Origin of the sequence: Paenibacillus hodogayensis, from assembly GCF_039536325.1 — a bacterium.
GTDB lineage: Bacteria > Bacillota > Bacilli > Paenibacillales > NBRC-103111 > Paenibacillus_AB > Paenibacillus_AB hodogayensis.
Genome location: NZ_BAAAYO010000018.1, coordinates 1 through 25,090, shown reverse-complemented (window position 1 = coordinate 25,090; position 25,090 = coordinate 1). Strand labels below are relative to the sequence as shown.

General features: G+C 51.9%; 15 protein-coding genes and 1 pseudogene. 10 read left to right on the top strand and 6 right to left on the bottom strand.

Going from position 1 to position 25,090, the window contains the following annotated elements; all coding sequences use genetic code 11:
• Positions 1 to 132: 132 nt before the first annotated feature.
• The 3 genes from ABD796_RS31480 to ABD796_RS31470 all read right to left on the bottom strand — a co-directional run bounded on the left by ABD796_RS31480 (position 133) and on the right by ABD796_RS31470 (position 3,907).
• Entirely contained in the window at positions 133 to 876 is a 744-nt protein-coding gene (locus ABD796_RS31480) for a LuxR C-terminal-related transcriptional regulator (RefSeq protein ID WP_344915968.1), read from the bottom strand.
• On the bottom strand, positions 873 to 2,684 hold the full coding sequence (locus tag ABD796_RS31475; RefSeq protein WP_344915966.1) for a winged helix-turn-helix domain-containing protein: 1,812 nt from the start codon (positions 2,682 to 2,684) through the stop codon (positions 873 to 875). The genes ABD796_RS31480 and ABD796_RS31475 overlap by 4 nt, the downstream gene beginning before the upstream one ends.
• A 347-nt stretch (positions 2,685 to 3,031) precedes the next feature.
• Positions 3,032 to 3,907: a helix-turn-helix domain-containing protein gene (locus ABD796_RS31470; protein WP_344915964.1), complete on the bottom strand. Its 876-nt coding sequence runs from the start codon at positions 3,905 to 3,907 to the stop codon at positions 3,032 to 3,034.
• Positions 3,908 to 4,253: 346 nt separating this feature from the next.
• Between ABD796_RS31470 and ABD796_RS31465 the strand changes: the two genes are divergently transcribed.
• The 3 genes from ABD796_RS31465 (at position 4,254) to ABD796_RS31455 (ending at position 9,593) form a co-directional block, all read left to right on the top strand.
• On the top strand, positions 4,254 to 5,849 hold the full coding sequence (locus tag ABD796_RS31465; protein WP_344915962.1) for an FAD-dependent oxidoreductase: 1,596 nt from the start codon (positions 4,254 to 4,256) through the stop codon (positions 5,847 to 5,849).
• 45 nt (positions 5,850 to 5,894) lie between these two features.
• Entirely contained in the window at positions 5,895 to 7,211 is a 1,317-nt protein-coding gene (locus ABD796_RS31460; protein WP_344915959.1) for an ABC transporter substrate-binding protein, read from the top strand.
• A 165-nt stretch (positions 7,212 to 7,376) separates the two neighbouring features.
• The gene (locus ABD796_RS31455; RefSeq protein WP_344915957.1) at positions 7,377 to 9,593 is read left to right on the top strand and encodes a glycosyl hydrolase family 28-related protein; all 2,217 of its coding nucleotides are present in this window, start codon (positions 7,377 to 7,379) and stop codon (positions 9,591 to 9,593) included.
• 707 nt (positions 9,594 to 10,300) lie between these two features.
• Here ABD796_RS31455 and ABD796_RS31450 read toward each other — a convergent pair.
• From ABD796_RS31450 to ABD796_RS31440, 3 genes are all read right to left on the bottom strand, one after another.
• On the bottom strand, positions 10,301 to 11,086 hold the full coding sequence (locus ABD796_RS31450; protein ID WP_344915955.1) for an alpha/beta hydrolase: 786 nt from the start codon (positions 11,084 to 11,086) through the stop codon (positions 10,301 to 10,303).
• A gap of 101 nt (positions 11,087 to 11,187) precedes the next feature.
• A complete protein-coding gene (locus tag ABD796_RS31445) occupies positions 11,188 to 12,783 on the bottom strand; it encodes an FAD-dependent oxidoreductase (RefSeq protein ID WP_344915952.1) in 1,596 nt (531 codons plus the stop codon).
• Positions 12,784 to 13,191: 408 nt separating this feature from the next.
• Entirely contained in the window at positions 13,192 to 16,110 is a 2,919-nt protein-coding gene (locus tag ABD796_RS31440) for a helix-turn-helix domain-containing protein (protein WP_344915950.1), read from the bottom strand.
• A gap of 479 nt (positions 16,111 to 16,589) precedes the next feature.
• Between ABD796_RS31440 and ABD796_RS31435 the strand changes: the two genes are divergently transcribed.
• The 7 genes and pseudogenes from ABD796_RS31435 to ABD796_RS31410 form a co-directional block, all read left to right on the top strand.
• Complete coding sequence (locus ABD796_RS31435) at positions 16,590 to 17,936, top strand: ABC transporter substrate-binding protein (RefSeq protein WP_344915948.1); 1,347 nt, start codon at positions 16,590 to 16,592, stop codon at positions 17,934 to 17,936.
• 26 nt (positions 17,937 to 17,962) lie between these two features.
• The gene (locus ABD796_RS31430) at positions 17,963 to 21,154 is read left to right on the top strand and encodes a DUF4838 domain-containing protein (RefSeq protein WP_344915946.1); all 3,192 of its coding nucleotides are present in this window, start codon (positions 17,963 to 17,965) and stop codon (positions 21,152 to 21,154) included.
• An 854-nt stretch (positions 21,155 to 22,008) separates the two neighbouring features.
• Positions 22,009 to 22,671, top strand: coding sequence for an isochorismatase family protein (locus ABD796_RS31425; RefSeq protein WP_344915944.1), 663 nt, complete (start codon positions 22,009 to 22,011; stop codon positions 22,669 to 22,671).
• Positions 22,672 to 22,831: 160 nt separating this feature from the next.
• Positions 22,832 to 23,089 carry a GNAT family N-acetyltransferase gene (locus ABD796_RS31420; protein ID WP_344915941.1) on the top strand — a complete coding sequence of 86 codons (258 nt, stop codon included), beginning with the start codon at positions 22,832 to 22,834 and terminating at the stop codon, positions 23,087 to 23,089.
• Positions 23,090 to 23,249: 160 nt separating this feature from the next.
• Positions 23,250 to 23,564, top strand: coding sequence for a DUF3889 domain-containing protein (locus ABD796_RS31415; RefSeq protein WP_344915939.1), 315 nt, complete (start codon positions 23,250 to 23,252; stop codon positions 23,562 to 23,564).
• Positions 23,565 to 23,754: 190 nt separating this feature from the next.
• On the top strand, positions 23,755 to 24,015 hold the full coding sequence (locus tag ABD796_RS35740) for a class I SAM-dependent methyltransferase (protein ID WP_379119349.1): 261 nt from the start codon (positions 23,755 to 23,757) through the stop codon (positions 24,013 to 24,015).
• 524 nt (positions 24,016 to 24,539) lie between these two features.
• A pseudogene (locus ABD796_RS31410) lies at positions 24,540 to 24,650 on the top strand (IS66 family transposase); the annotation flags it as partial.
• Positions 24,651 to 25,090: the final 440 nt, after the last annotated feature.

The following is a 25,090-nucleotide window of genomic DNA, read 5'->3' as shown; positions in this document are numbered from 1 at the left end:
AATTGCCTATGTCGAATTTGGGCTTTATTGCTGGAAACCGACATGCCGCTGCGGGAAAGCGCGGCGGCTACCCGGCTTCTAGGTGTGCTGGATTTGACGCTTACTCTTTTGTGGTGGCGGCGGTTTATTTATTCATATCCCTAATTCTTTGGAACGCTGCAGTGCTAACACGCGAGTGTTGACACCAAGCTTTCTGTACACATTTTTAATATGAGACTTTACGGTTTCACTCGTGATATTCAGTTGAAGGGCAATACCCTTGTTAGGTAGTCCATCCGCGATCAATTGTAAAATCTTTATTTCCTGCTCAGTCAGTAGCGCTTTAATCGCGATCAACTGTTTCGGGCTGGCTTGCAAAGCTTGAAGCAGCTGCCTCACATAGGCCAAATCAACCGAGGACGTACCTTTTGCAGAATTCGCTCTCCTTGTTTTCAAATAAGCAGACAGCAGCTCGGTCATTATCGCGCCTTCATCTACAAAGCTTCGGATATATCCGTGGGGTTCCGCCAATTGCAAAGCGGTCTCCAACTGAGTCAGAGCACCCGTCGTTCTGCCCAAGCGCTGAAGTGTCACACTTTGCACAATGAGCACCTTGATTCGATCCCGGAGACGGTCTTCCTTGTGCAATATCTGATTCAGGCGGTCCAGTAAGATCAGAGCTTCTTCCAATTGTCCGCTTGCTGCAAGCACTCTGGCCACAGCGAAATACTCCAGAACATGATGGAGAGAAACTTCATCCGTATATGACAAACCGCATCCTTGCAGCCAAACCAGCGCATCTTCGACTGCGCCTTGGCGTAGGGCCAGACAAGCTTGCTCCGCTTCGATTTTTAACTTAAATAATTGATAATCCGGGGAGTCGAACTGCGACTTCAATTCCGCGAGCAGCTCTGAAGCCCGGTTTGGTTTCCCGAGGACTTGCTGAATCCAAGATGCGCTAGTGGCGACTTGAATGAAATCCGAACATAGGGCTGTGTATCCTTTCGTCCAAGTGCCTGACTGGCGTACAACTCAGCCTCTTCCAACCGATTCCACTCGTACAGTAATTTGCTGTAAGCGGCGAGAAATAGGCCCGCAAAAGGATAATTTGTCTTTTTCCCCAAAGCAATAGCCCATCGGGATAAAAAAGCATCCGCCGCATGAAGATCGTTGATATACGCCAAGAAATCCACAAAATGATCATAGCCATGATATTGGTGGCGTCGCATCGTTTGAAAGAAGCTGCCTTCCGGCATATATTGTTCAACCAGCTCGTAGTATTCAGAGGTTTTGACCAAGTCTTTCTGCATATAAGAGGCGACTGCGCTGAAGAAGTAAAGATTGCCCATAGCCTGGTTCCATTCTACATCGGTCAGTCTGACTTTCAGTGCTTGAAATCGGGGTTGAGCCTGTTCTATTCTTAGAAGAGCCGCTTCCCAGTTCCGGACTCCCATCAATACGGATATATAAAACAGTTCAACCATGGGCTTCTCGGCAAAAGAATTTTCCGGCAAAGCGGAGACCCATCTGATCAACGCCATACTGTGCGATTGCACCAACACATGAAGATTTTTCTCGATCAACCGAACAGCGTCCGCATAGTGTTTGCCAGCTAAAAAATGCTCCATCGCATCTTCGTCCAATCCATAACCTTCCAACCAGCACGCCGCGTCCCTATGCGCTTGTACCCATTTGTCCGGATTCGTTCTGGAACCCATACGCTGTAAAAAGTCCGAAAACAAATGATGATAGCGATACCAGTTCCTCTGATCGTCTAAAGGAATGATAAACAAATTCAGCTGCGTTAATCGTTCCAGGTAATGTTGACTGTCCATTTGACCTGTTACGGCCTGGCACAGGGATTGATTCATTCGGCTTAGAATTGACGTAGCCATTAGAAACGAGCGCATATCCTCCGATTGATGGCGAAACACTTCTTCCAGCAAATAATCGGATATATGATGCTGTCGGCCGTTAAATTGATGAATGGACTCGGCAATATTAGCGCTGTGCTTCAGAGAGATCGCCGCCAGCTCCAGCCCGCTGATCCAGCCCTCGGTCTGATGGTGTAGCTCCGCCACTTGCTCTGACGTTAACCCTAAATCCGTCGTGTCCTGAAAAAAGACGTGCCCCTCATCCAGCAGGAAGCGCAAATCCTGCATCGTGATTTGATTACAATCACCCTTAGCCATAAGTCTGGCAGTTGGTATCGCCAATTCGGCGCGGCTCGCCATATATAGATGAATGTGAGAGGGCAGCCGCTCAAGAAAATAGGTCAAAGAATGATGAATATCAGGATTCTCGATGAAGTGATAATCATCAAGAACGATTGCCAGCTCGCTGGTTAGTCGATCCAGGTCATTCAGTAGCGCAGGAATCGCATGCTCTAAAGACGCCCAAAGCCCTTTCTCAAGAAAAGAGCAGACCACCGCGCCAAAGCTGGGGATCGTCTCTTGAATAGAAGCAGTTACACCACTCCAAAATTGAATATAATCGTTATCCCGTATATCCAGCGAAATCCAAGCCACAAGCGCGCCGCATTGCTTCGCCCATTCGCTTAACGCTGTTGTTTTCCCGTAACCGGCTTGCGCTGAAATGTGAGTCAGCTTGACTTTCATTCCCTCATTAAGCATATGAATCAGCCTTGGCCGAGCTACTAGATCGCGCCGCACATGGGGAATATGAAGCTTCGTACGTACAATCATGGAAAGTCCTCCGTATGTAAATTCCCATTTATGCATACTATCTATAGTTCGACAAACATGTATTTTCTCCTGTTATTTTCAAGACCCTGATCAACGATGGAATAGACATGAACCTGATCCCATTTTTTCAATGTCCCGCCACTAGTAATCAAAGTTTGCTTTCCTTGTATTGTCGGGAGTCACAAACAATGTTACATTACAAGCTGCGTAAATCGCAGTTTTTTTGTTTTATGTCACAAGGTTCTTGACAATGGGCGATGACAAGAACCTTGTGACATTCGACGGAAGACAAGATTGTCGGCAGACACATGGCTGGGTTGGCTTTATTTCGATCTGTGCAATCAACTCTAGCTTTTCGCCATTCGATTGCGAAATTGGCTGGGAAGCATCCCAGTCGAAGCTCTAAAAACCCGGGAAAATTGCGCGGCTGACGGAAAACCGACGGCATAGGCGATATCCGTCAACGTCATATCGGGACTATTCAGAAGCATCCGTTTGCTTTCCGAAACGCGCTGCTGCAGCACAAATTGGTAAAAAGTTATCTCTTTTTCGCGTTTGAACAGCCGGATTAAGTGCTCCGGACTGACATGGAACATGCTGGCCATAGATTTCAACGAAAGATTGTCCGGCAAATGGTTACCGATATAATCGCAGCAAAGCGACACAAGATCCGAATTGCCGCTTTTCGCCGAAGCTTCCATACTCCGACGAATATACACGACCAAAATGCTGAGCTGGGAGCTTACGACCTGCTTCCAGCCGGTATGCTTCTCCTGGATTTCATCCGTTAGACGGGATGAGAGCTGTTTGATTTCGGCAAACATCTCCGGCTCCAAATGGACTTGATGGTACGCCAGCTCCGGCAAATGGAGCAATTCCAGACTCGGCGCCGAGCGGAAACCGGCTTCACGCATGCCGGATTCGTCAAAGCAGACCACGGTTCGTTTATATTGGCAAGAGGGATCGATATACACTTGATGGGGCACTTTTCCAGAAAATACAAGCAGCTGTCCGGGATACTGCATGCGCACTTGGTCTCCGATGACATAGGCCGCTTTTCCTTCCAGTGTCAGATTGATTTCGATGCCGGGCTGCGTATGCAGATAGTAGTTGTGCGCGCGGAGGAGGTCTTTGCGGGCATAAACCGGATAAGATTTGAAACCGTTTTCAACATTCGTATTTAAAATAGGCGGCGCTTTCAGCAAGCTCTCGTTCAGTTCCATAGAAAAACCTCCCTCTCCAGACTGATCGGTTCCCGCTTCTTTTCCATTTTATTATAAGGCAATTCCCAAAAAATGAGAATAGCACACTTTGGCAAGCTTTGAGCCGTCTGCCAGCCGTACGCCAGAAACGATCAATTTAGCGGGGGTATCCGGTCAATTTTTTTGAATACGACAAGCAGGGCCGGGCTCTATAATTTTTTTAAAGCCTTTGTGATTCAGGTGCAAGGCTATTTTACGAAAAGGGTTGTGTCCGAATGTCCAAAAACGAAGGGCGGCTTGAAAAAGGGCAACGTGCTCAGATCACGCGCCGGCGGAACAGACCGCAGAAACGGAGGAGTCATACGTAATGGTAGTGACAGGGGCGGCGATTGGCACACAACAGGAAATTCATGCCGATATTGCGATTATCGGAGGAGGGCTCGGCGGTTGCGCGGCCGCGCTCGCGGCGGCTGAATCGGGCAAATCGGTGGTTTTGACGGAAGAAACGGCATGGATCGGCGGTCAGTTAACGAGCCAGGCGGTTCCGCCCGACGAGCACCGATGGATCGAACAATTTGGCTGCACCCGCAGCTACAGGAGCTTTCGTGAAGAGGTTCGAAACTATTATCGTCGACATTTTCCTTTGACTGAGGAAGCTTTTCGCAAGCCGCATCTGAATCCGGGAAACGGAGGGGTGAGCCGACTTTGCCACGAGCCCCGCACCGCGCTGGCCGTGCTCCAGGAGATGCTGGCTCCTTATGTGCACAGCGGCAAGGTGACGCTGCTCATGCGCCGGGTGCCGCTTCAGGCCGAAGCGGCCGGGGATACAGTACATTCGGTTACCGTGCGAAATCTGGAGACAGGGCGCGAGGAGATCATAACCGCTTCCTTTTTCCTGGATGCAACCGAATGCGGAGACCTGCTGCCCATGACCGGGACGGAGTACACGACGGGAGCGGAGTCCAAAAGCGAGACCGGCGAGCCGCACGCCGTGGACGGCGACTCGCTGCCGATGGACATGCAAGCGTTCACTTACGTGTTTGCCCTCGATTATTGCGAGGGAGCGGACCATACGATTGAACGGCCGAGAGACTACGATTTCTGGCGATCGTATCAAGCCGATTTTTGGCCCGGCAAGCTGCTGGATTGGACGGGCGTTTCTCCCCGAACGCTTCAGCCCCGAGAATTCGGCCTGTTCAGTCAAACGGCGGATTTATGGCGCTACCGGCGAATCATTGACATGACGAATTTTAGGGACGGAACGTTCCACAGCGACATCACCATTGTCAATTGGCAACAAAACGACTACTGGCTCGGTCCGATTATCGACGTATCGGAGGAGGAACGAAACCGGCATCTGGAAAGCGCCAAGCAATTAAGCTTGTCTCTCCTCTATTGGATGCAGACCGAAGCGCCCCGCCCCGACGGAAAAGCCGGTTATCCCGGCTTGAGACTTCGCAGGGATGTGGTCGGTACAGAGGATGGACTCGCCATGTATCCGTATATTCGCGAATCGAGACGCATTAAAGCCGAATTCACCGTACTGGAGCAGCATATTTGCCCGGAAGCGAGAATGGACGGACGTGCGGAGCCATTCCCTGATTCCGTGGGCGTAGGGTATTACCGAATCGATCTCCATCCAAGCACCGGCAACCGGCATTATATCGATATTTCCTGCTTGCCGTTTCAAATTCCGCTCGGTTCCCTCATTCCGGTTCGGATGAACAATTTGCTGCCCGCATGCAAAAATCTCGGCGTTACTCATATTACAAACGGTTGCTACCGTCTGCATCCCGTGGAATGGAATATCGGCGAAGCTGCGGGATATTTGGCATGCTATTGCCTGGATAAACAAATCCAACCTCGCGACGTTCGAAACCGGGAGGCAGCGCTGAAAGATTTCCAGAAACGTCTCGAACAGGCCGGGATTGAATTGAAATGGCCGGAAATTGCGGCGACGTAGGCCGAAGCGAAATCAAAGGTTGGATTAAAAAAGGGAGCGAGAGCGATGAAGGTAAAAGCAGGAGTGGCATCGCTTACATTATTTTTGCTCGTTACCGCTTGCAGCGGCCAAGATGGCGGCTCGGCCAGCGGAGATACGGGTGCGAAGGAAGAGGAGAAGTCGAAAGACCCGTATACGATGGTCATTTTTACGGCAGGGGTATCGGAGAAGGAATTCAACGAACGTTTCAGAGACACGCTGAAGGCGAAATTTCCGCACGTTACGATCGAGTACATTACAAGCGGCAAAGGGCAGACGATTGCCGATCTGGTTGCGTCTAAAAAAATTCCCGACATTATCCGCACCGACGTGCCTTCCTTGCAAAAAGACTACTTGGACTACAAGATTCAATACGACATGTCCGAGCTCGTCAAAAAATACAAGTACGACACGAGCCGCTTTAACAAGGTGTTTATCGACGAAATTGTCGATGCCGGCGGAACGGCCGCCCTGTATGGCTTGCCAGTGCCGCCGTACTTCCCGCAGGCGACGTACTACAACAAGGACTTATTCGACAAGTTCGGGGTCGAGTATCCGAAGGACGGGATGACGTGGGACGAAATATACGAACTGGCGAAGAAGATGACTCGGATCGATGGCGGAACGCTATATCGCGGCTTCAGCGCGAACCCGATCAACTCGCTGCGCGACAACGTCCTTTCGCTGCCAATCCTCGATCCGAACGCGGACGGACTGGCGGATTCCGGCAAATGGAGCACACTGTTCCAGAACCTGCTCCGTTTCTACCAAATCCCGAACAATACGATCGAGAAAACGATAGGCGACGAGGACAAGGCGTTCAGCAAAGGCAACGTGGCGCTCATGACGAACCAGCATAACATTTATCTCGTCATTCCGCCGGAAGTGAACTGGGACCTCGTCTCTTATCCGAAATTCAAGGACGGCCCGAATCTGATGCCGCAGCGCGGACCCGCGTACTGGTCGATTACGAATACGAGCAAGCACAAGGACGAGGCGTTCGAAATGATCATGGCGATGCTGTCCGACGAGTCGCAGTTAGCCGATTCGAAGCGCGGCATTCCTACGACGCTGAACAATCCCGAAATAGCGAAGGTGCTCGGGCAGTCCGACCCGGTGTACAGCAAGAAAAACATGAATGCGATCAACTTCTACAAGCCTGCCAACTATACGCCGAAGCGCAAGCAAGGGCAGATTACCGTTCAGGGAACAGCGCAGCAAAATCTGGTCGGCAACGCCATGATCGAGGTGGCGCAAGGCAAAAAAGATATTAACACGGCGCTTCGCGAAGTCGACGAAAAGCTGAAGAAGGAACTGGAGTTGGAGAACGCAAAGTCCAAATAATATGTGTATCGATTCTGGGCAGGAGGTGACAGAGATGTTTGCAGACTATGCGACCTGAAGAAGGAGCGGCCAACAAGAGAATACAGGAGATGGAAGCCAAAGCGAGCGGAAGATCGCCGATCCAGAGAAGGCAATTTTGAATATACATTGTCGGAGGTGACGAACATGAGCAACAACCATATGGTCGGAAAAGAGGACGGTCAGTCTGAACGGCTGCCGCAGCACGAATACTCGACGGGCCGAAGAAAATTGTTGGCTTCGTTGGGCATCGCGGGAGCAGCGTGGGCTGCAGGCAGCCTGATTAACGGGCAGGCGAAGTACGTAAACGGACAAAGTTTGTCAATTACGGAATCTGTCTATGGTTCGCCGGATGGGGAGGACAAGGGGTGCTGCGAAGTGACCACGATTGCGAGTCTGAGAGCCGTAACCGCTCCCGATGCTTCTATCGTGTACTTTGTCAAAGATTTAGGACAGGAAGGGCTTTTCTATTACGACCCAACGGATGGTTCTGCTGCGGACAATACGGGAACGGTGCTGGTTTCCGGAACCGGGGCCAGATTCAAACGCATTTACGGCGAAGCGTTGATGGCAGCTTGGTTCGGCGCCAAGGGTGACGGGACAACCGACGACACCGCGGCGATTGCGGCCGCCATTAGTGCCGCATCCGGGAAGCCGGTCGTGTTTCGTTCAGGTTCCGCCTATTGCATTACATCGACCATCAATGTTAATCAGGACGTCTCGCTGGTCGCAAACGGCTGCGAACCGTTCAAGATTTTGCCCTCATCGGGATTCGTCGCCTTCTCGTTTCATGGATCGACGGTTGCAACAACCACGCTTGCGGCGACAACGCAGATGAATAAGGAAAAGATCACGGTGACCTCCTCGGCCGGTTTCGCACCCGGACAGATTGTGATGATGCAATCGAGCAAATTGTGGTATTACGACAATCGCGGGACGTTATGCAAGGGCGAGACGCACATGGTGACCCACATATCGGGGAATGATCTGGTGCTGAGAACCCAGACATGGGACAGCTACGATATCGCGCAGGAAACCGTAACGGTCACGGGGTACGATCCGATTACCGTACGAATCGACAACATGACCGTGGAATACCCTGTAAATACCAATACAGGAGGCATATACCTAAACGCAACATATCGGTCGCACTTCAACCGCGTCAGCGTGCACAACGCCTCAGTGGTCGGCATTTCCACCGGCAGATGCTACGATGCACTTTTTACGCACTGCCATGTAGAAGGGTCCAACGCGGTCGGCTTGGGCTACGGCATTCAGGACCAACACTCTTTCGGAACGATAATCCGGGAGAGCACGTTTTACAATAATAGGCGCGGGATCGATTTCTCAGGAGTGATTCCGACCCGGTACGGCTTGGTGGAACGGTGCATCGTCTCAGGCGGCGGTAAGGCAAGCGACGGGACGGATAACTTTCTGCAGGCTTCGGGATTCGGCACGCATGGTCCGGCCGAACACATCGTGTTCGACGGCAATTTCATCACGCACGTTACTTCCGGTATTTTTACGAGAGGAGGAGGCATCACGATTCGCAACAACACGTTCGTCGGCAGAATGCAGCAGGTCATTCTGATTTCGTTTGGGACGGATGTTCGTATTTTGAACAACACCTATGACAGCGGTTTCACCAGCAAAGCTTCTGTTGGCGGATCGCCCAGCATTTATAATTATCACCCCGCGTACTTCGTCAACATTCATTACTTGACGGCAACGAACGGATGTATCGAGATCATAGGAAATGTTGCAACGATGGTCAGAGTGGCTTTTGCTTGTGTTGACGCCTCGATCAACCATCTCGTCATTATGAACAATAGTTGCGTCTGGATAACGAATATCCCTACGAACCCGGTATATTTTCTGGACAGCGGCCGGAATGTCACTTTGACCAAAGCGAGCTTCATCGATAACCGGGAAGAGCTGAAGAACGGACAGTATACGTTCGCCAAAGCTTCGATCGGATTCGATCTTGGAAAATTGGATGCCGAGCGATTTCCGATTCGGGATGCCGCCCGTCTGGTAACTTGGTCGGGTACGGCTTCGTTGGCCAATGCGCAAGTGAACCTTATTTTGGCCAAAGTCGGTCAAACGGTCCGTTTGATCGGGAAAGTTTCCTTTGATGTTACCGGCAGCGGAGACGCGAAGGTGAAGCTCACGGGACTTCCCCAACCTGTCAGTGGGCGGATCTTTGCCGCCTATGTGGATCGTGATCTGAATCAGGGCATCACTGGCATGTTGAGTACGGCCACGGACTTGTTGATCAGTCGAGACATGGCCGCTTACGATTCGTCGTTTCCCATCGGAACGGGGTACGAGATTCCGATTCAGTTCGAGTATTTGACGACATAGGGTAAATGAGCGAAAAATTGATTTAGCATTTAGACTCTTTAAATTAGTAGATTTCAAAGTATAGGCTGAGGTCGGTGCAGGATCTGGATATGAAAAGTCTGTCTTTGAAAATGGAATGCCTTTTGTATATGCCGGTCCGCAAATAACGGTTTGGTGGAAAGGGAAATTTTTATGTTTCGCTTCCAAAGACGCATTAAAGGAAACGGAAACTATTTATTGAGACGAAAATCTGCCAATTGATTTATTATCCGATGAGTGTGGAAAGAGGGATCGTTGAAAAAGGCAGAGGAGATTTCATATGGGGATTCGAGCGGAAATCATCTTTCGGTTACTTGGAGTTCTTCTTCGCTCCGTTGGGAAGCCAGGCGTAATATCGTCTAATCTTTCGAACCCGCCTGCCAAGAATAATAGTCACTCGTAGACGACCCATACAAATACGAGAGCTCAACGACCGACGAGGCTGCCGTGAACAACCGACGGCTTCGAATTGTCATACCGCCAGACTCCATAAAACAAGTTTTAGACTGACCTTAAAGATTGAAACAGCGACTGTCAAGGACGAGATAATAAAGACCTAGACTATCGCTGTTTCATTGAACTAACGTACCCGTTTGTATAATCAACTACAATTTTATACGCCCCTGATGCAACTGTAGCAGCCTGTACCCGCATCCTACACCAGACGTGCAGTCATCTACGGAATCCGACTATACGTAAGAGGCAAGAAACGGCTCCAGCACGGTGAGTGCTTCTCGTTGTTGCGGATTGTTCACTCCGTAGAAAAAGCCATGCTCCGCATCCGGAAAAAGCCTCACTTCGGAGCGCTTGCCGTACCCTTTCAGCTTGTCACTCATCTCATAAATGAACGAGTGGGGAAAAAACTGCTCCTTGCCTACGATCAGAAACAAAAAATCGGATGCATTCGCGTCGACTCGAGCGATCGGAGACAATTGCCGGAACAACGAGGGGTTTTGACCGTAAACCGTGCCAGCCGCAAGTTCAATATCTTGTTTAATCCCCTCATGCATAGGCTCCCATTGCTCCAACGTGCCAGGCCCGTTAATGGACACACACGCGGACGGCTTTAGCCAGTTTTGAGGATTCGTTCCCCCTGTCCACTCGCTTGGAGATGTGAGCGCCAATAGGGAGGCTAGGTGTGCGCCGGCCGAGCTTCCAAGTACGACGACATGGTCGATATTCAGCCCGGTTTCGCGGATGTAGGCAAGAAAAGTCTCATAACCGGCAACAAGGTCACGCATTTGGTCAGCCATCTTGGCGCCTGGTGAAAGGCGGTAGCCTGCTGACGCGCAAACATACCCTTTGCGGGAAAAATGCTGAAGATGCGAATGAAAAGAATCTCTTGCACCGGCATGCCAACCGCCGCCATGGATATAGAAGAGGGCTGTGCGCCGATCGATAGTTTCCGGCCGTGCGATATCCACTGCACGCTTTAATACAATGTCGGTATCGTAATAACGTGTGACGAGCTCCATAAGGTGCTCCTCCTATTCTTGTGTATGCAACCGCTTTACATAACAGCAACGCGGGCGGCCGCCATGTATCACTCTTGTCTTAACGCGATAGCTCTGGACACTCAGCCGGATACGATATGCTCCGGCCAGGCAAGCTCCGCTCCATGCGACCTTAGGACGTTCTGAAACTCCTCAAGCAGCGCGGAGTTGTTCCGGACGGCACGCGGCGTTTCACCGCGATCCAGGCAGAAAGAGGCCAGGGCGCCAGCTGCTTCGCCGATGTTCCATTCTACCGGATGCAAGCGGTAGCAACCGTTCGTTATGTGCGTTGTCCCGATATTTTTACAGGCCGGCAACAAATTGTCCATTCGGACTGGAATCAGGCTTCCGAGCGGGATTTGGAAAGGCAGAGCGGTCAGGTGGATATAATGGCGGTTCCCTGTGCTCGGATGAAGGTCTATACTGTAATGTCCGATCCCGACGGAATCGACGAAAGTCTCGGCGCGCCCGTCCGGCCGGTCCAGCGGGTTGATGTGCTGCTCCAGCACTGTGAATTCCGCTTTGATACGGCGCGACTCGCGGATGTACGGGAACGGCGCCAACCCGTCCTCGGTGCCGAATACATCTCCGCGCAAACGGAATCCGGGGTAGCCGCATCCTCCGTCCGGACGAGGAGCTTCCTTCTGCAGCCAGTAGAGCAGAGACAAGCTGAGTTCTTTGGCCCGCTGCAGGTTGCGGGCTTTTTCCGCTTCGTCGACATCGATGATCGAGCCGAGAAAGTAATCGTTTTGCGGCCAGTTGACGACCGTAACGTCGCCGGAAAACGTGCCGGCAGCGAAGTTGGTTTTGTCTGCCAGACGCCGGTAGGAGACAAGGGAGAAGCCTTCCCAGAACGACAGTCCCTGCGCGCCCGGAAACAGATCGTAGCGCACCGGTTCCAATGTGGACGGCCGGACACCCGAGAGACTGAGCAATTGATCGGGCCAGAAATCGGGACGGAACGAACGCCAAAACGCGTAATCGTTCGGCTTGTCGATCGTGTGCGTCTCCCCTTCGAGATAGTCGACGACGAAGCAATGCGTAATGGCCTGCATATCCTGCGGATCGGCAGGGCCTTCCACAGCGTGCCGTTCGTTCGTCTCTGCTTGCGACTCTGCTCCGGTGATGTACTCCGTACCGGTTAACGGCAGCAAATCCCCGCAGTCGGTCGCATCGAGAAAATAAGGCGCGGACAATAACGTCCGGGTGCCCGTCTGCATATGACGAACCGTTACCGAACGGATGCGGTCGCCGTCCGTCTCGGCAGAATCGGGACAGCATCGGGTCATAACGACCACCCGGCCGGCGAGCGTATATGGAGCCAGCATCTCCAGCAAAACGGCGAGGGCGACGCGCGGGTCGTGGCTGATTCGGCTAACTTTTGCATTACCCGGATTCAGATTGGGGATCGCCGCCGCCTCGGGAGTCAGCGGAACGTGATGCTGATAATAGCTGCGCACCCCGCGGCGAAATCGACGATAGCTGGCTGTGCTTCCGAACGTTTCGATCCAGCTGTGCTCGTCGGGGGGGACTGCCTGACTGGTCAGTTGCCCTCCGATCCATTCCGTTTCTTCCGTCATAACGACCGTTTTTCCTTCCCTCGCAGCGGCAAGTGCGGCGGCACAGCCGCCCAGGCTTCCGCCTACAATGACGATGTCGGCTTTTCTTTCACGCATCATACTGAATTCCCCCAAGGTGGTTAGTGATTTCTTATTCATGGTAGCTTGGAAGACGGCTCGGCATAAGCAAGTCTGATGACATGTAATGGTATTCTCATGACCTTGTCGTACGAATGTGTCAGATCGGGTTTAATAGTGTCGAGAGGCAATCAAAGTACAGTTCGGTAGCCTTGGAATACAAAATCTTGCGAATAGCGCGCCAGTTCACAATATGAACAGTTGAGAAGGGCCGAGTCAAAATAAAACAAGGAGTAAAGTGAGGATTGAAACGACGGCTTCAACGGCTATGCTGATTTTGGCCGCATACGACAAAAGCGGAGAGGGCCAGACAGCCGGGGCCACCAAGGGGAGAAAAGCTTCGAGAAGGGCAGGGGAAGCCGCCGACTGAGCCAGCGGCTATTTCTGTTTTCATGACCTCATTCCCCCTGGGGTAACGCCCCAATATTTACGGAAAACACGGTTGAAGTAGCTGGCGTCCTTGAAGCCGGTCTGATCCGCGGCAGTGGCGACGGTCGAACCGGCCAGCAGAAGCTCTTTGGCGCGCCCCATCTTTTTTTCAAGTACATAGTCGGAGAAAGAGAGGCCAATTTCCTGCTTGAATATGCGGCTCAAGTAGGAGGAGTTGAGATGGAGCCGGTCGGCGATCGCATACAGCAACAGTTCGCGGTCGATTTCGCTCATAATGATGTCCGTCGCCTGACGGATAATGCCATATGTATCGCCTTGCTTCTTGCCGTATTCGATGATGCGCGTCGCGATTTGAGTGAGCGACTTGTAGGCGTCCTCAGCGCTGTCGGTCGGTTGAAACCGGGAACGGAGCAGAGGGTCGCCTCCGGCGATCTCGTGAAGCGTCCGTCCTTTCCGTTCGGCGGTCCTGACGAGCAGGCCGTTCATGGCAAGCCAATGCTCGCGCACGTCTTCGACCGAGCCGGCTTCGGCCGTCCGAAGGGACCACCAGCGCTCAAGCGCGGACAACGTCTTGGCCGTATTCCCCGTCTCTAGCCCGACCTCGATGTCTTTCTCCAGTTCGCCCACCGTGCGCTGGACGACGTTTGGTCTGGACTGTGACCGCTGCTGTTCGGACATCCGTCCGCGGCCGCCAGAGAGGGAAATTTCGAGCCCGATCGAATCCTGTCGTTCGAAGACGTCGGGGACAAGCAGCCGAAGTGTACCGGTTTTTCTGTGGTATGACCAGGAAGCCGGGGGCGGTTTCTTGAAGGAGCCGTTTGTCTCGCGCCATTGCTTGCCGTCCACCTTGACGGCCGCCGGCTTGTCGAGCGCATGAACGACAACCTCCCATGTCCGACTTTCCGGCATATCGGGATAGCGGCCAACGCGAGGCCCGAGCTCGACAGCGAAGACGCGCCGTTCGTACCGGCTGGCGATGCTCGTCACGGCTAACTCCCCGTGCTGGTAGCCGAACGTCGTCCCGTCATCCTCATACAGCGTAAATTCGCCCATGCCGCCCGGGTAGACGTGTAGTTCCAGCCGGTCGGCCGGCCGCTGGTTTGCATACTCCATGTCCGGCCACATCGGCACGATCGCGCCGGCGCGAACGAAGAGCGGGCCGCCGGCATGCCTGGGGACGTGATACGAGATATCTGCAGGGCCGGTGAACTTCTCTCCGGTCCAATAGTCGTACCATTCCCCGGCTGGCAAATACACCTGATCCGTGAACGCTGCGACCAGGAGGGCGTCCCCGAACATGTATTGATTTTGCTGCACGACGGCGTGCGGATCGTCGGGAAAGACGAGCGGCATCGCCCTAGCGATCGGCAGTCCGGTACGTACAGCGACGTGGGCCGCGGAATAAATGTACGGCAGCAGCTGGTAGCGGAGCCTGGCATACGTTTTGAACAGGAGCAGCAGCTCCGGGTCGAGTAGAAGGGGATGCCGCCAATACGCCCAGCTGTTCACCTTCGACCAAGGCTGGAAAAAGCCGCAGTGGATACCGGCGGCGGTGTGCAGCTCCATATCGACGGCCATGTGCGGGATGCCGGAGAGTCCGAGCCCGAGCACGGACAAATGTGCCTTAGACCTCCCGCCCGACCAGACGGCGGCATATTTCTGAATGCCGGTATATCCGACAGGCGTATAGATCATCGGCCGCCGTCCGGTCTGTGTGGCGAAGCCTTCCCGGACGGAACGGCTGACCACGGTTGAATGCGGCAAGCTTTCCGCGTCCTCGGAACGGTCGTCCGCAGCAACTGGAATGTTCGCCATCTCCCTGATCGGTATATGGGTGCACAGATTGAAGCCCAGCACTCCTTGTGCGACAAACGGCTTCAAATACTCGTACCAATCCTCCGGTAAATGCAGTTGCTTCCCCGCTTCGCCATCGTCCCGCAAATACAGACCGAGGGTCAGTTTGAACCCGGCCGTGCCCAAAGCGCCCATGAACGTATGAGCACCTTTCGGCAGCCACTGTGGAATGTAGAAACGGTCGGGATGCCAATCAACGGGCCCGTCGTAATCGAACTGCCGGTCCATCCAAGTTGGTTCCAGCCCGATCATGTCGCACGGTATGCCTTCCCGCCGAAATTTCAGCGCGTCCTCAAGCATGTCCCGCGCCTCCGCCTGTTGGTTACAGTTGAAAGAAAGTCCGTAAGCCCAGACGGGGAGCAGGGCCGCTGGGCCGGTCAGCTCCGTGTACTTCTGCAGCAGTTCGGCAAGGCTGCCGCCTGCGAACAGGTAAAACGCCAACTCCCCGCGCCTTCCGCGAATCCGCACCACATCCGGCGAGGAGCAACCGACATCGAATTCATGTCTGCGGTCGTTATCCATCAGCAGCCCCCAGCCTTCGCTCGACAGGAGCAGCGGAACGGGGGCATGTACCTCCTTGCCGCTACGAAAGCAAATCGCGATTTTGCAGCCCCGTTTCATCAGCGGAGTATCGTGTTGGTCGCCCAACCCGTATATGCGTTCTTCCGCGGCAAGCACAAACTGCGTTTCGAAGCCATCGTCGGAAGCTCCGGCAGAAGTGCCGCAGGGACCTGCCGACGTCCCGCAGCCGGAGCGAGGCGGGCGATTTTGCCGGGTGAGCAGCGTTCCGGCTGAGCCGTACAGCGACAGTTCTCCGGAACGCCGGTCCACTCGAAGAGACGCCGATTCCGTAATCAACTCCATGACTTCCTCACGCATTTTCATTTCCCAGCAATCCGATGCAGGCGAGGGGGCGACAATTCCAAGGCGGGCAAGCGCAGAGGGTTCCTCGAAACAGCCCGTCTGATTCATCCGAACGTGAAACGTATGCGACGCTATCGGTTCGATACGGACGTGCAATCCGGTCGAGGTCAGTACGACCACGGACGCGCGGGAGCTTCTCACAGGAATGCCTCCTCTGATATGCCGGAAGAAGACGGAAGCCGATCCAGCATGAAGTTTTCTAATCATTTTAGCACATTTTTGCGGTGCTGCGGCGAAGAAGTCGCCTCGGCAGCAGATGACTCCGATCGTCTGCCTGGACTGCTCCGATTCGACGCCCTCGCGGCTTATCTCACAGTGTTTGACGTCTTGTGATAGCTAACGAATACCGGACAATAGGAACGTCATGACCTGGATCCTATAGTATTTTCATAACTTTTGGGTACGAAACGGTATTTTTATGCCCTTCGTTGGTCTATTCGGTATAGCGGGGCGCCGCTGCGTCACAAGTAACGAAAATGCAGTCTGAAGTCATGAGGATTTCTTGTTGGCGAAAAATGCAGACCGTTATAATTGAAGCTGTGGGCAGGTGAAAGCGTTGTCATTTCCGTTGCGTATCCGCCTGTTTCTACAAATAAGCAGTTGAGAGGGGAAAGTCAGAAATGAGCGGGACGAAAAGAAGATGGCTTGGTGCGACGGCGATGTCGGCATTGTTGCTGTTGTCCGCTTGCGGCAAAGAAGGAGGCGATGGGGGAGCAGCAGGAGAGCCAGTCCGGCCCGGCGATGCCGGAAAAACGGTGGAGGCGGTTGATCCGAACAAAGAGGTGGAGCTGACCGTATACTCGTTGCTGGGCGGCAATTACGAAGGATTCATGAGCTCGGAGGGACAGTACATCCAGAAGAAGTATCCGAATTTCAAGTTCAACTTCATGCTGCCGGGGACGGGGACCACGTTACGGGATGTCGTCACGGCAAAAACGCCGATCGATATTATCATTTCATCTCCCGACCTGCAGCAGGTCATCGACGTGGGGCTCGATTCGGATATTTCCGATCTGATCAAGAAGCACAACTACGACCTCAACCGGTTTATCCCGGTCACGATCGATATGATGAAGCAGTTGACCAGCGGCAGGGTGCTCGGGCTACCCGGCCGAGTGAGCTCGTACACGCTGTACTACAACAAGGACTTGTTCGACAAGTTCGGCGTGCCTTATTTGAACGACAAGATGACATGGGAAAATATTTTGGAAACGGCGAAAAAGCTTACCCGTGCCGACGGCGGTGTGCAATATTACGGCTTTGCCGCAGATATTATCGCTCTGCTCGACATGAACGAGCGGGCGCCCCAATATGTGGATGCGAAAAACGTAAAGGCCACTTTGAACAGCGAGTACTGGAAACAAAAATTCGATCGGACCGTACCGCTTTTCACCATGCTCCAGGACGTTTCCGACCCGGCGTTGCTAACGAGCCTGAGCAAGTCGAGAGATTTATTCCTGAAGGAAAAGCGGGCGGCGATCTTGCTCGGCATCAATGATGCCGGCGTTCGGGCAGCCAGCGAGAAATGGGATTTGAACTGGGACATCTCACCGTTTCCTGTCTTCAAAAACGCGCCGAAAGAAGGGCCGCAGCCCAGCACGCGCTATTATCTGATCGCCGCCGGCAGCAAGCACCGGGAAGAAGCGTTTGCGGCGATCACCCAACTCGTCTCCGACGACGTCCAGCGGGAGCTCGTAAAAAACGGATTTACGCCGCCGCTGCAAAACGTCGACTATATTGATTTGCTGGGCAGCGGCATTCCTGAGCTGAAAGGAAAGTACGCCAAGGCGCTTATTCCGCCCAACTACGGCGAAATGAATGTGAAGGACAAGTACTACATTGCGGCAAGGGCTGAGCTGATCAATGCGTTCAACGATGTCGTCGGCGGCCGGAAGGATACGAATACAGCGCTCCGGGAAGCGGAGGAGCAGGCGGACAAAAAGATCGTGGAATTGAAAAACCAATAACCGGTAAGGGAGAGGGGGGAGTCCGCATGAATGTTGGCAACCGGAATACCCGCCGAATGTGGGCAAAGCTGCTTATATGGACTGTATTGGCAATGGGATTGCCGTTCGGCAATTTCACGGCAAGCGATACCGTTTACGGGAGCAGTCGCCCGGCGGAAGGCGAGTTCTCCTACATCGCAGGAAAGGATGGGCGTATGAATAGAGACGAAACAATTTCGAATTTGAGGGAGCGAACGATGACGAATAGCGGAGGAGCACAGCCGTATCCACCGGCGCTTGAACGGAGCACAGCGGCCTTCCCGCCGGCGAACCAAGGAGCGTCCGCGCTGGACATCGTGCGAGCCGGACAGGCGAATGCAGTCGTTGTGGTCGACGATACGGTTTATCCTAAGGAACCAGCCGCCGGCCCGGTACAGGGCGTTATTCCCGGATGGACGCAAGCGTACGGGAAAGGAAACATTGCCGTTACGGATGCCGTCAGCCATACGGGCAATTACAGCCTGCACTTCAACGATGGCGATAGCTCTGCCTACGGGGTGCTGAGCGATCTTGTTGAGATCAGCGAAGGCGAAACCTACACCGTCTCTGCGATGGTGTATCGCGCGTCAGGCGACGATCCGCAAATCTTTATCCGGTTTTACGACCAAAACAAGGTGCGCATCGGCAGCCAGCCTTGGCTCCGAGTGCCGGGTACCGGCGCCTTCTGGACCGAGGCGTCCGTTACGGGTACAGCCCCTGCACAGGCCGCTTATGCGGCTGCGGGACTTTATACCGGCATCCCGCAGGCAAGCGTACATTTCGACGATATCAAGATGCGAGCGCTCTCCGGGAACGACGTGCCGCTGGCCAATCCGGGCTTCGAACCGCAAACTTCGGTCAGGAGGGGGCCCGCTGAAACGTTGGTCGACTACGTGCGGAAATCGACAGGAGCGCTGTTGCCAATCATGACGGAGCCGGAATACAGCACTGGCGGGGGCGGCGAGCCGGAACAAGTCATGATTCGCATCGGCACGACGGAAAGTGTTTACGGAAACGCGCCAGCGCTCGATGCGCTGCTCTCCACCTTGGACGGGGACGGGTTCGTCATCTACCCGGAAGGCCAAACGATTACGATCGCCGGTTCCACCGTCTGGGGAACGACGAACGGCGTGTACGACTTTTTGGAACGGTATGCCGATATTCGCTGGCTGATGCCGGGACCTGACGGCGAGGATATACCGCAATTGAGCGACTTGTCGGCGGGAAGGGGAATCTTGCGAGAACAACCGGCCTTCGGATTCCGGGTATTTAGTCCGCTGCATGGGAAGCCTGACAACGGTGCGGATGCGAACCAGCAGCTGCACATATGGGCGCAGCGAAACCGGCTGCAAGGGTCCTACAACGCGCCGGTCAACTTTCATCACAATATGTACAATCTGTTTTCAGTGTCCAAGTTCGGGGCGACGCACCCGGAGTTTTATCCGAATGGGCAGCCGCCTGCAGCGAATTCGATCTCTGGATGGCAGCCGTGCTTCTCGAATCCAGATACGGTGGATGCGGCCGTCGAAGAAATTTTGGCATATTTTCGGGACAATCCGGACGCGCAGTCGTACTCGCTCGGCATTAACGACGGAAACGGTTACTGCGAAAGCAATCCGATTCCGGTTTACTATAATTGGGTCAATCGGGTTGTGGAGCGCGTATTGGCCGTCTACCCGGACAAATGGTTCGGTCTTCTCGCCTATCAGTCGGTGATCCGGCCGCCGTCGTTTCCGCTAAACCCGCATGTCATTCCTTTCCTTACCAAGGACCGGATGGCTTGGGCCGACCCGGAAGCCGAGACTTTGGGCTACGCGGATGAAGAAAGCTGGCTGCAAGTAGCCAGTCAAATCGGCTACTACGATTACATTTACGGCAGCCCTTATCTTGTACCGCGCGTCTACCCGCACCAGATGGCGAAAACGCTCCGGCATGCGCAGGAACGGGGGATTGGATCGTACTATGCCGAGCTGTACCCGAATTGGGGCGAGGGGCCGAAAGCATGGGCGGCGTCCAAGCTGCTCTGGGATCCCGAACAAGACGTCGACGCACTGCTGCAGGAATGGTATACGCGGGCGGTCGGCGTGACGGCGGCGACGTATCTGAAGCAATACTACGAGCATTGGGAAATGTTTTGGACGGAACGCGCCATTCTCGAGCCATGGTTTTTGCCCGGCACGATTTATCAAAACTTCGCCGACCCTGGTTATTTGAATGCGGTAACCGAGGAAGACCTATCGCTTAGCCGCGAATGGCTGGAAGCGGTTGTCGCCGCAGCGGAAACGGAGCCGCAAAAGGCAAGGGCCAATCTGCTCCTTCGTGCTTTCGAGTATTATGAAGCGTCCGCTTTGAGCTATCCGCGGATCGTAGAGCGACCGGCCGAGACGGCTTCGGCGCTTGCCCTTCTGGAGCATTCGGTCGATCTGTTCGGGCAGCGGATCGAGATGGCCGGGAAGCGGTTCACGCTGCTGGACGATTACAAGTCGAATCCTGCCCTTCTGCAGCTTATGGATGCGAGAAGATTCAACCAACTCATCTGGTCCGGTTGGAACGCGCCGGAGTTTTGGGCCCTTGTCGATTACATGAAGGACCGGGAGGCTGCTGGCGGGCCGGTGCGGCTTCGGGCGTCAGAGCTGGCCGCAATGCATCCTTCACCCGAGGGGAGACAGTATGCCGCGCTTATGCTTCAGGCATTGTCACGCCCGTCCGCGGTGCAGAATCCGTCCTTCGAAGACGGTGATGAGGCGGCGCCGCCGTGGGAGCTGCTGTCGCGTTCCACGTCGTCCCGCTCCATTCGGCGGGCGGAAGGGACGGCCTTTACCGGTACAGTGAGCATGCAGGTGTACGGAAAAGGATGGGGCGGACCAAGCCAGGTAATCGCCGTGGAGCCCGGGCTGGCAAGCATGAGCTTCCGTTACCACATTCCGCAGTTCGGAAACACAGCCGGCAGTATCCAATGGGGCTTCGATCTTCTTGACGAACAGGGCGAATGGATCAACTTCAGCACGGTGCGCTCCCCGGTCACTTCTCTTGCGGATGCGGAATCTCAATGGTTGGAAGCGCGACTGGATGGAGAAATTCCGCAGACCATCAGCGGAAAGCAGGTCCGGCAAGCGCGATTGATCGTCCTTATCTCTAGCAACGAGCCGGTCGATGTTTACGTTGACGACGTCAAATTTTACAGCATGGCCAAACCATAGCTTTCTTGGTGCGAACCCTCCCGCTTTCCATGTGGAATTGCGGGAGGGCTCTTTTTATGAAACAGCGCAGGCTTTTTTATAAGCGTTGAAACTATTTCTTTCAATACTAACGAAATTATAGGAGGGCAGGCAAAAGGTGGTGATGTCGTTGGGCGAGCTGCGCCTGATCAAGAAAATCTGGCGAAATTGCGAAAGTACCGCCGCCAACTATGTTTGAAAAAAATTCAACACTCGATATTGCTGTGTGAGTTAGCGTAATGCTACACCAAAATACCTTTTTTAGTCAGCAATGCTGTAGAAGACAAGAATATATCCATATTGGCCCGCGTACAATGCGGTTTTATTGTTTTATGGATATAACTTCTTGTCCGGGTTGCGTAGCACACCAAGTTGCATGGTTAACCGAATAGGGACAACAAGAATGATGTGTTTTCCGCAATGTCCGTTTTTCCGTTCATTACAAGTGATAAATAATGAAAATATCGGCATCCATAACTATGTACACAGATATATGGTATCCCGTTTTTAGACATCAGGATCCATCCAATTCCGAATTAACGAACAGAAATGTATAGCTAACCAGCCCGCAGCAGATAGGGGCACGTTGCCAATCTTTTTCTTCGGCGCTCAACAAGCCCTTAAGTCGGAGGATGTTGAGCGCATCAAAGGTCTCCGATCTGTTCGGGCCCTCCGCTCAGGAACGTTTGCTAGAGGAGTCGCTTTTACGTTGCTCTTTGTACTTCATTGAAGTAATGGGTTAGTTTAACAATAAGTATTCTTGCCGCACTTCTGTAAAGCTCGAAGTGCTATCATTTAGATGTTAGTGCTGGACAATAATTGTAGGAGGTTTTTGTATGAGCATCGATTCTCTTAATAGTCCATTCATGTTACCTGTGAAAAAGTACAATGCTGATCCGAATTTAAGGATTAATATTGTTACAGCGAACACAGCTTTACTACTAGTTGATTGTGATGAGTCCTCTGCGGATAATAAAATTGTAGAGAATCAAATACATAAAGCACTAATTACTGCAAGAGATGTAGGCATGAAAGTTGTTTATTTATACAATGCGATTCACGAAGTTGGTGGTCCTAAAGATGTTACCACACGAATCCACGGACTAGACTATTTAGAAAATAGCTGGAAACCATTAGTCCCTGTATTCAATCAAACAATTCAGCCGTTAGAATCCGAAGCTGTTATTCCTAAATCGCATAAAGATGGCTTTAACGGGACAATGCTTGATTATTATCTGAAAACATGGAATATCGATACGATTATTGCAGCAGGATTCCATATCAAATCCTGTTTATTTCATACCTGCATTGGCGCTCGACATAATAATTATCGAGTTATTATGTTGAGGGATTGTACTAATTCATTTGAATTTCCTGATACATTGGATTCAGACAATCCTGAAGGTGGATGGTTAAGATTTGTCTTCTTGAGAATGTATGAAACCGACATAGGGTACACCTCAACTTCTAAGGATTTAATGAAAACTTTGTTACGCTAACCATTCCTGTTAGTTCTAACGAAATGGACTATGTCAAAAAAGGAGCGCCTCGGTATGATGGATTGCTGCGATTCTGTCCAGTGCCGGTGACTTGAGACAATGCCCACAGGCGTCAATTGCTGAGGAGAGCCAAACAAAAATGGTGAGATAGCACTATATAGTGCATCCTGATTATTGGGGGAAAGGTATCGCGACGGAAGTTGCAAATTTATTAGTAAACTTCGGCTTTAAAGAACTTCATCTCCATCGAATTTATGCAACATGTGACCCTAGAAATATTGGATCTGCTAAAGTTCTCAACAAAGTAGGTATGACACAAGAAGGAAGATTGAGGGATGCACTACTAATCAAAGATGGATGGCGAGATTCCTTGGTGTTTGGCATCTTACAGCATGAGTGGGAACTAACGTCATCATAATTTTTTTGCGGGATATTGGGATATTGAGCTAACGGGTACCATAGTGGAGAAGCTTACAGCAATGCAGCTCTTCCTTTTCATTGAAGTAACGGGGTAGTAATGCAGAATAGTTCAGAATCATCAGGGGAGAATAAGGGGAAAATTACCTGAAGGTGATTAAATGAGATGCATATTTACATTCAATTTCGTGATCCCTTTGGCACTTGCTTTTTCCGTTACTGTCAACGCTGCGCCTGGCTATGCGAAATGGGGAAGCATTGCAGTTAAGGAAACACAGAAACGTTATGATAATGCCGAAGTAATTGATTATAAACATATTGGTCGGATCAACCTGACTCCAAATAGTTCTGAAGAGAAATTCAGACTATGGCTAAGAAACAAAGAAGGGAAAGAATTTGGTGTTTATGTCTTTATCGTTTTTGACCCAAAGACCAATGTACTCAAGACGATCAAATTCTTAGAAATTAACCGTTAGAGATGTTTTGCCTATGACTTCACAAACAGGTGACGATAGTGGTCTCAATTCCAATTTTATGAAATAATATTTGTCGTATAAAGAAATCATATTAATTGAACTAATAGGTAGGCAGTGATCGGCAGAAAACGGGAGGGAGTATGAAATCGAGAAATATTGGAATCACAATACTGCATTTCACGAAAAGTTAGTGGCAGACGCAAAGACACGCGGCGGACGAGTGCTAGACATTGGGTGTAGCGACGGATTACTCCTCCAACAGCTCGCGCCTTTCGCTCAAAAAGTAGTCGGAATTGACCCTGACTCGGAAACTATTTTGAGTGCACAAACGCGACTGGCTGGGGTGTCCAATGTGTCGCTTGTAACGGGTGACTTCCTCGACATGCCAATCCCTTCTCAAAAGGAACGTTATTCTACGGTCATCTGTGTAGCGACTTTGCACCATATTTGAATTGAGAAGCGCACTGTTAAAAATGCGCCAAGTTCTTGCACCTGGCGGTCGGCTCCTCATTGTTGGTTTAGCAGCTGACAAGTCAATTATGGATTTTGTCATCTCCGGACTTCTTGTTTTCCCAATCCGAGTGATGGACAGACTTCATGGCGGAATGCGAGATCCCGGTGTTCGGATTACAGATCCTAAAGAGTCATTAATCGAGATTCGCCAAGTGGCTCATGAGGTACTGCCAGGGGCAATAATCCGACGCCGCTTCTATTACCGATATTTATTATCATGAAACAAACCGAAGGGCAGTAACGAGTAACGGGACGTTTCAAGCGGTTCACGACCACCGTGGCAGCAAGGCTTTCGATGAGCTCGACCTCTTGCCCTGTTATACCGGCATTTCATGAACGACTGCAATATGCCATATACCGTCATCACTGAGCCTCGCAAATGAAGCGCCTGCTTCAACAGAGCTGGCGACTGGTCCGATCGGAACGACAAGCCAACCTCCCTCTGGCTCCCAACACCTTGACCTTTTTCTTCGGGATGACCACGTCCCCTTCGATAACAACCAGGCTGAATGCGTTCTTCGCATGGCCAAGGTCAAACATAAAATCTCCGGCACGTTCCGTACCTATGATTTTCAGTTTTTGGCTCTCTCCTGACCTAAGTAGTAACGAAACCAAAAACAAAGATTTACATAACGGCTACAACAATAGCTCTATCGAGTCATTGTATCTTTCAAAGCAGTTTTATATAATTTAGACATTGCATAGGAGGATTTAAGTAATCTTGAAAAGGTCGGTATTTTGTTGTTTGATTGAACTATAATAACAACTTTTTTTTGAACTAATTAAAGATATAATATATCTGTATTATCTTTTAAATACTTATTTGAATTCCTGTAAGGAGAGTGTAGAGGTGCAAATCACAATGGCTGAAGTGAAACAACCTGCAGAACAAAGCTATAAAGTCAGGCCTGTTGATTAACCAGAAATTGTAACTTGAAGAGCCCCATCAGAGACATACTTTTGAGTCAGGCGATCAAAACGAACGATCCATTCGATCGGTAACTTCCCTAGAA

What these genes read in the sequence shown, in the direction of transcription:
- ABD796_RS31475 (WP_344915966.1), bottom strand. Translation starts at nt 2,684, where the DNA reads ATGATTGTACGTACGAAGCTTCATATTCCCCATGTGCGGCGCGATCTA.
- ABD796_RS31470 (WP_344915964.1), bottom strand. Translation starts at nt 3,907, where the DNA reads ATGGAACTGAACGAGAGCTTGCTGAAAGCGCCGCCTATTTTAAATACG.
- ABD796_RS31465 (WP_344915962.1), top strand. Translation starts at nt 4,254, where the DNA reads ATGGTAGTGACAGGGGCGGCGATTGGCACACAACAGGAAATTCATGCC.
- ABD796_RS31460 (WP_344915959.1), top strand. Translation starts at nt 5,895, where the DNA reads ATGAAGGTAAAAGCAGGAGTGGCATCGCTTACATTATTTTTGCTCGTT.
- ABD796_RS31455 (WP_344915957.1), top strand. Translation starts at nt 7,377, where the DNA reads ATGAGCAACAACCATATGGTCGGAAAAGAGGACGGTCAGTCTGAACGG.
- ABD796_RS31450 (WP_344915955.1), bottom strand. Translation starts at nt 11,086, where the DNA reads ATGGAGCTCGTCACACGTTATTACGATACCGACATTGTATTAAAGCGT.
- ABD796_RS31445 (WP_344915952.1), bottom strand. Translation starts at nt 12,783, where the DNA reads ATGATGCGTGAAAGAAAAGCCGACATCGTCATTGTAGGCGGAAGCCTG.
- ABD796_RS31435 (WP_344915948.1), top strand. Translation starts at nt 16,590, where the DNA reads ATGAGCGGGACGAAAAGAAGATGGCTTGGTGCGACGGCGATGTCGGCA.
- ABD796_RS31430 (WP_344915946.1), top strand. Translation starts at nt 17,963, where the DNA reads ATGAATGTTGGCAACCGGAATACCCGCCGAATGTGGGCAAAGCTGCTT.
- ABD796_RS31425 (WP_344915944.1), top strand. Translation starts at nt 22,009, where the DNA reads ATGAGCATCGATTCTCTTAATAGTCCATTCATGTTACCTGTGAAAAAG.
- ABD796_RS31415 (WP_344915939.1), top strand. Translation starts at nt 23,250, where the DNA reads ATGAGATGCATATTTACATTCAATTTCGTGATCCCTTTGGCACTTGCT.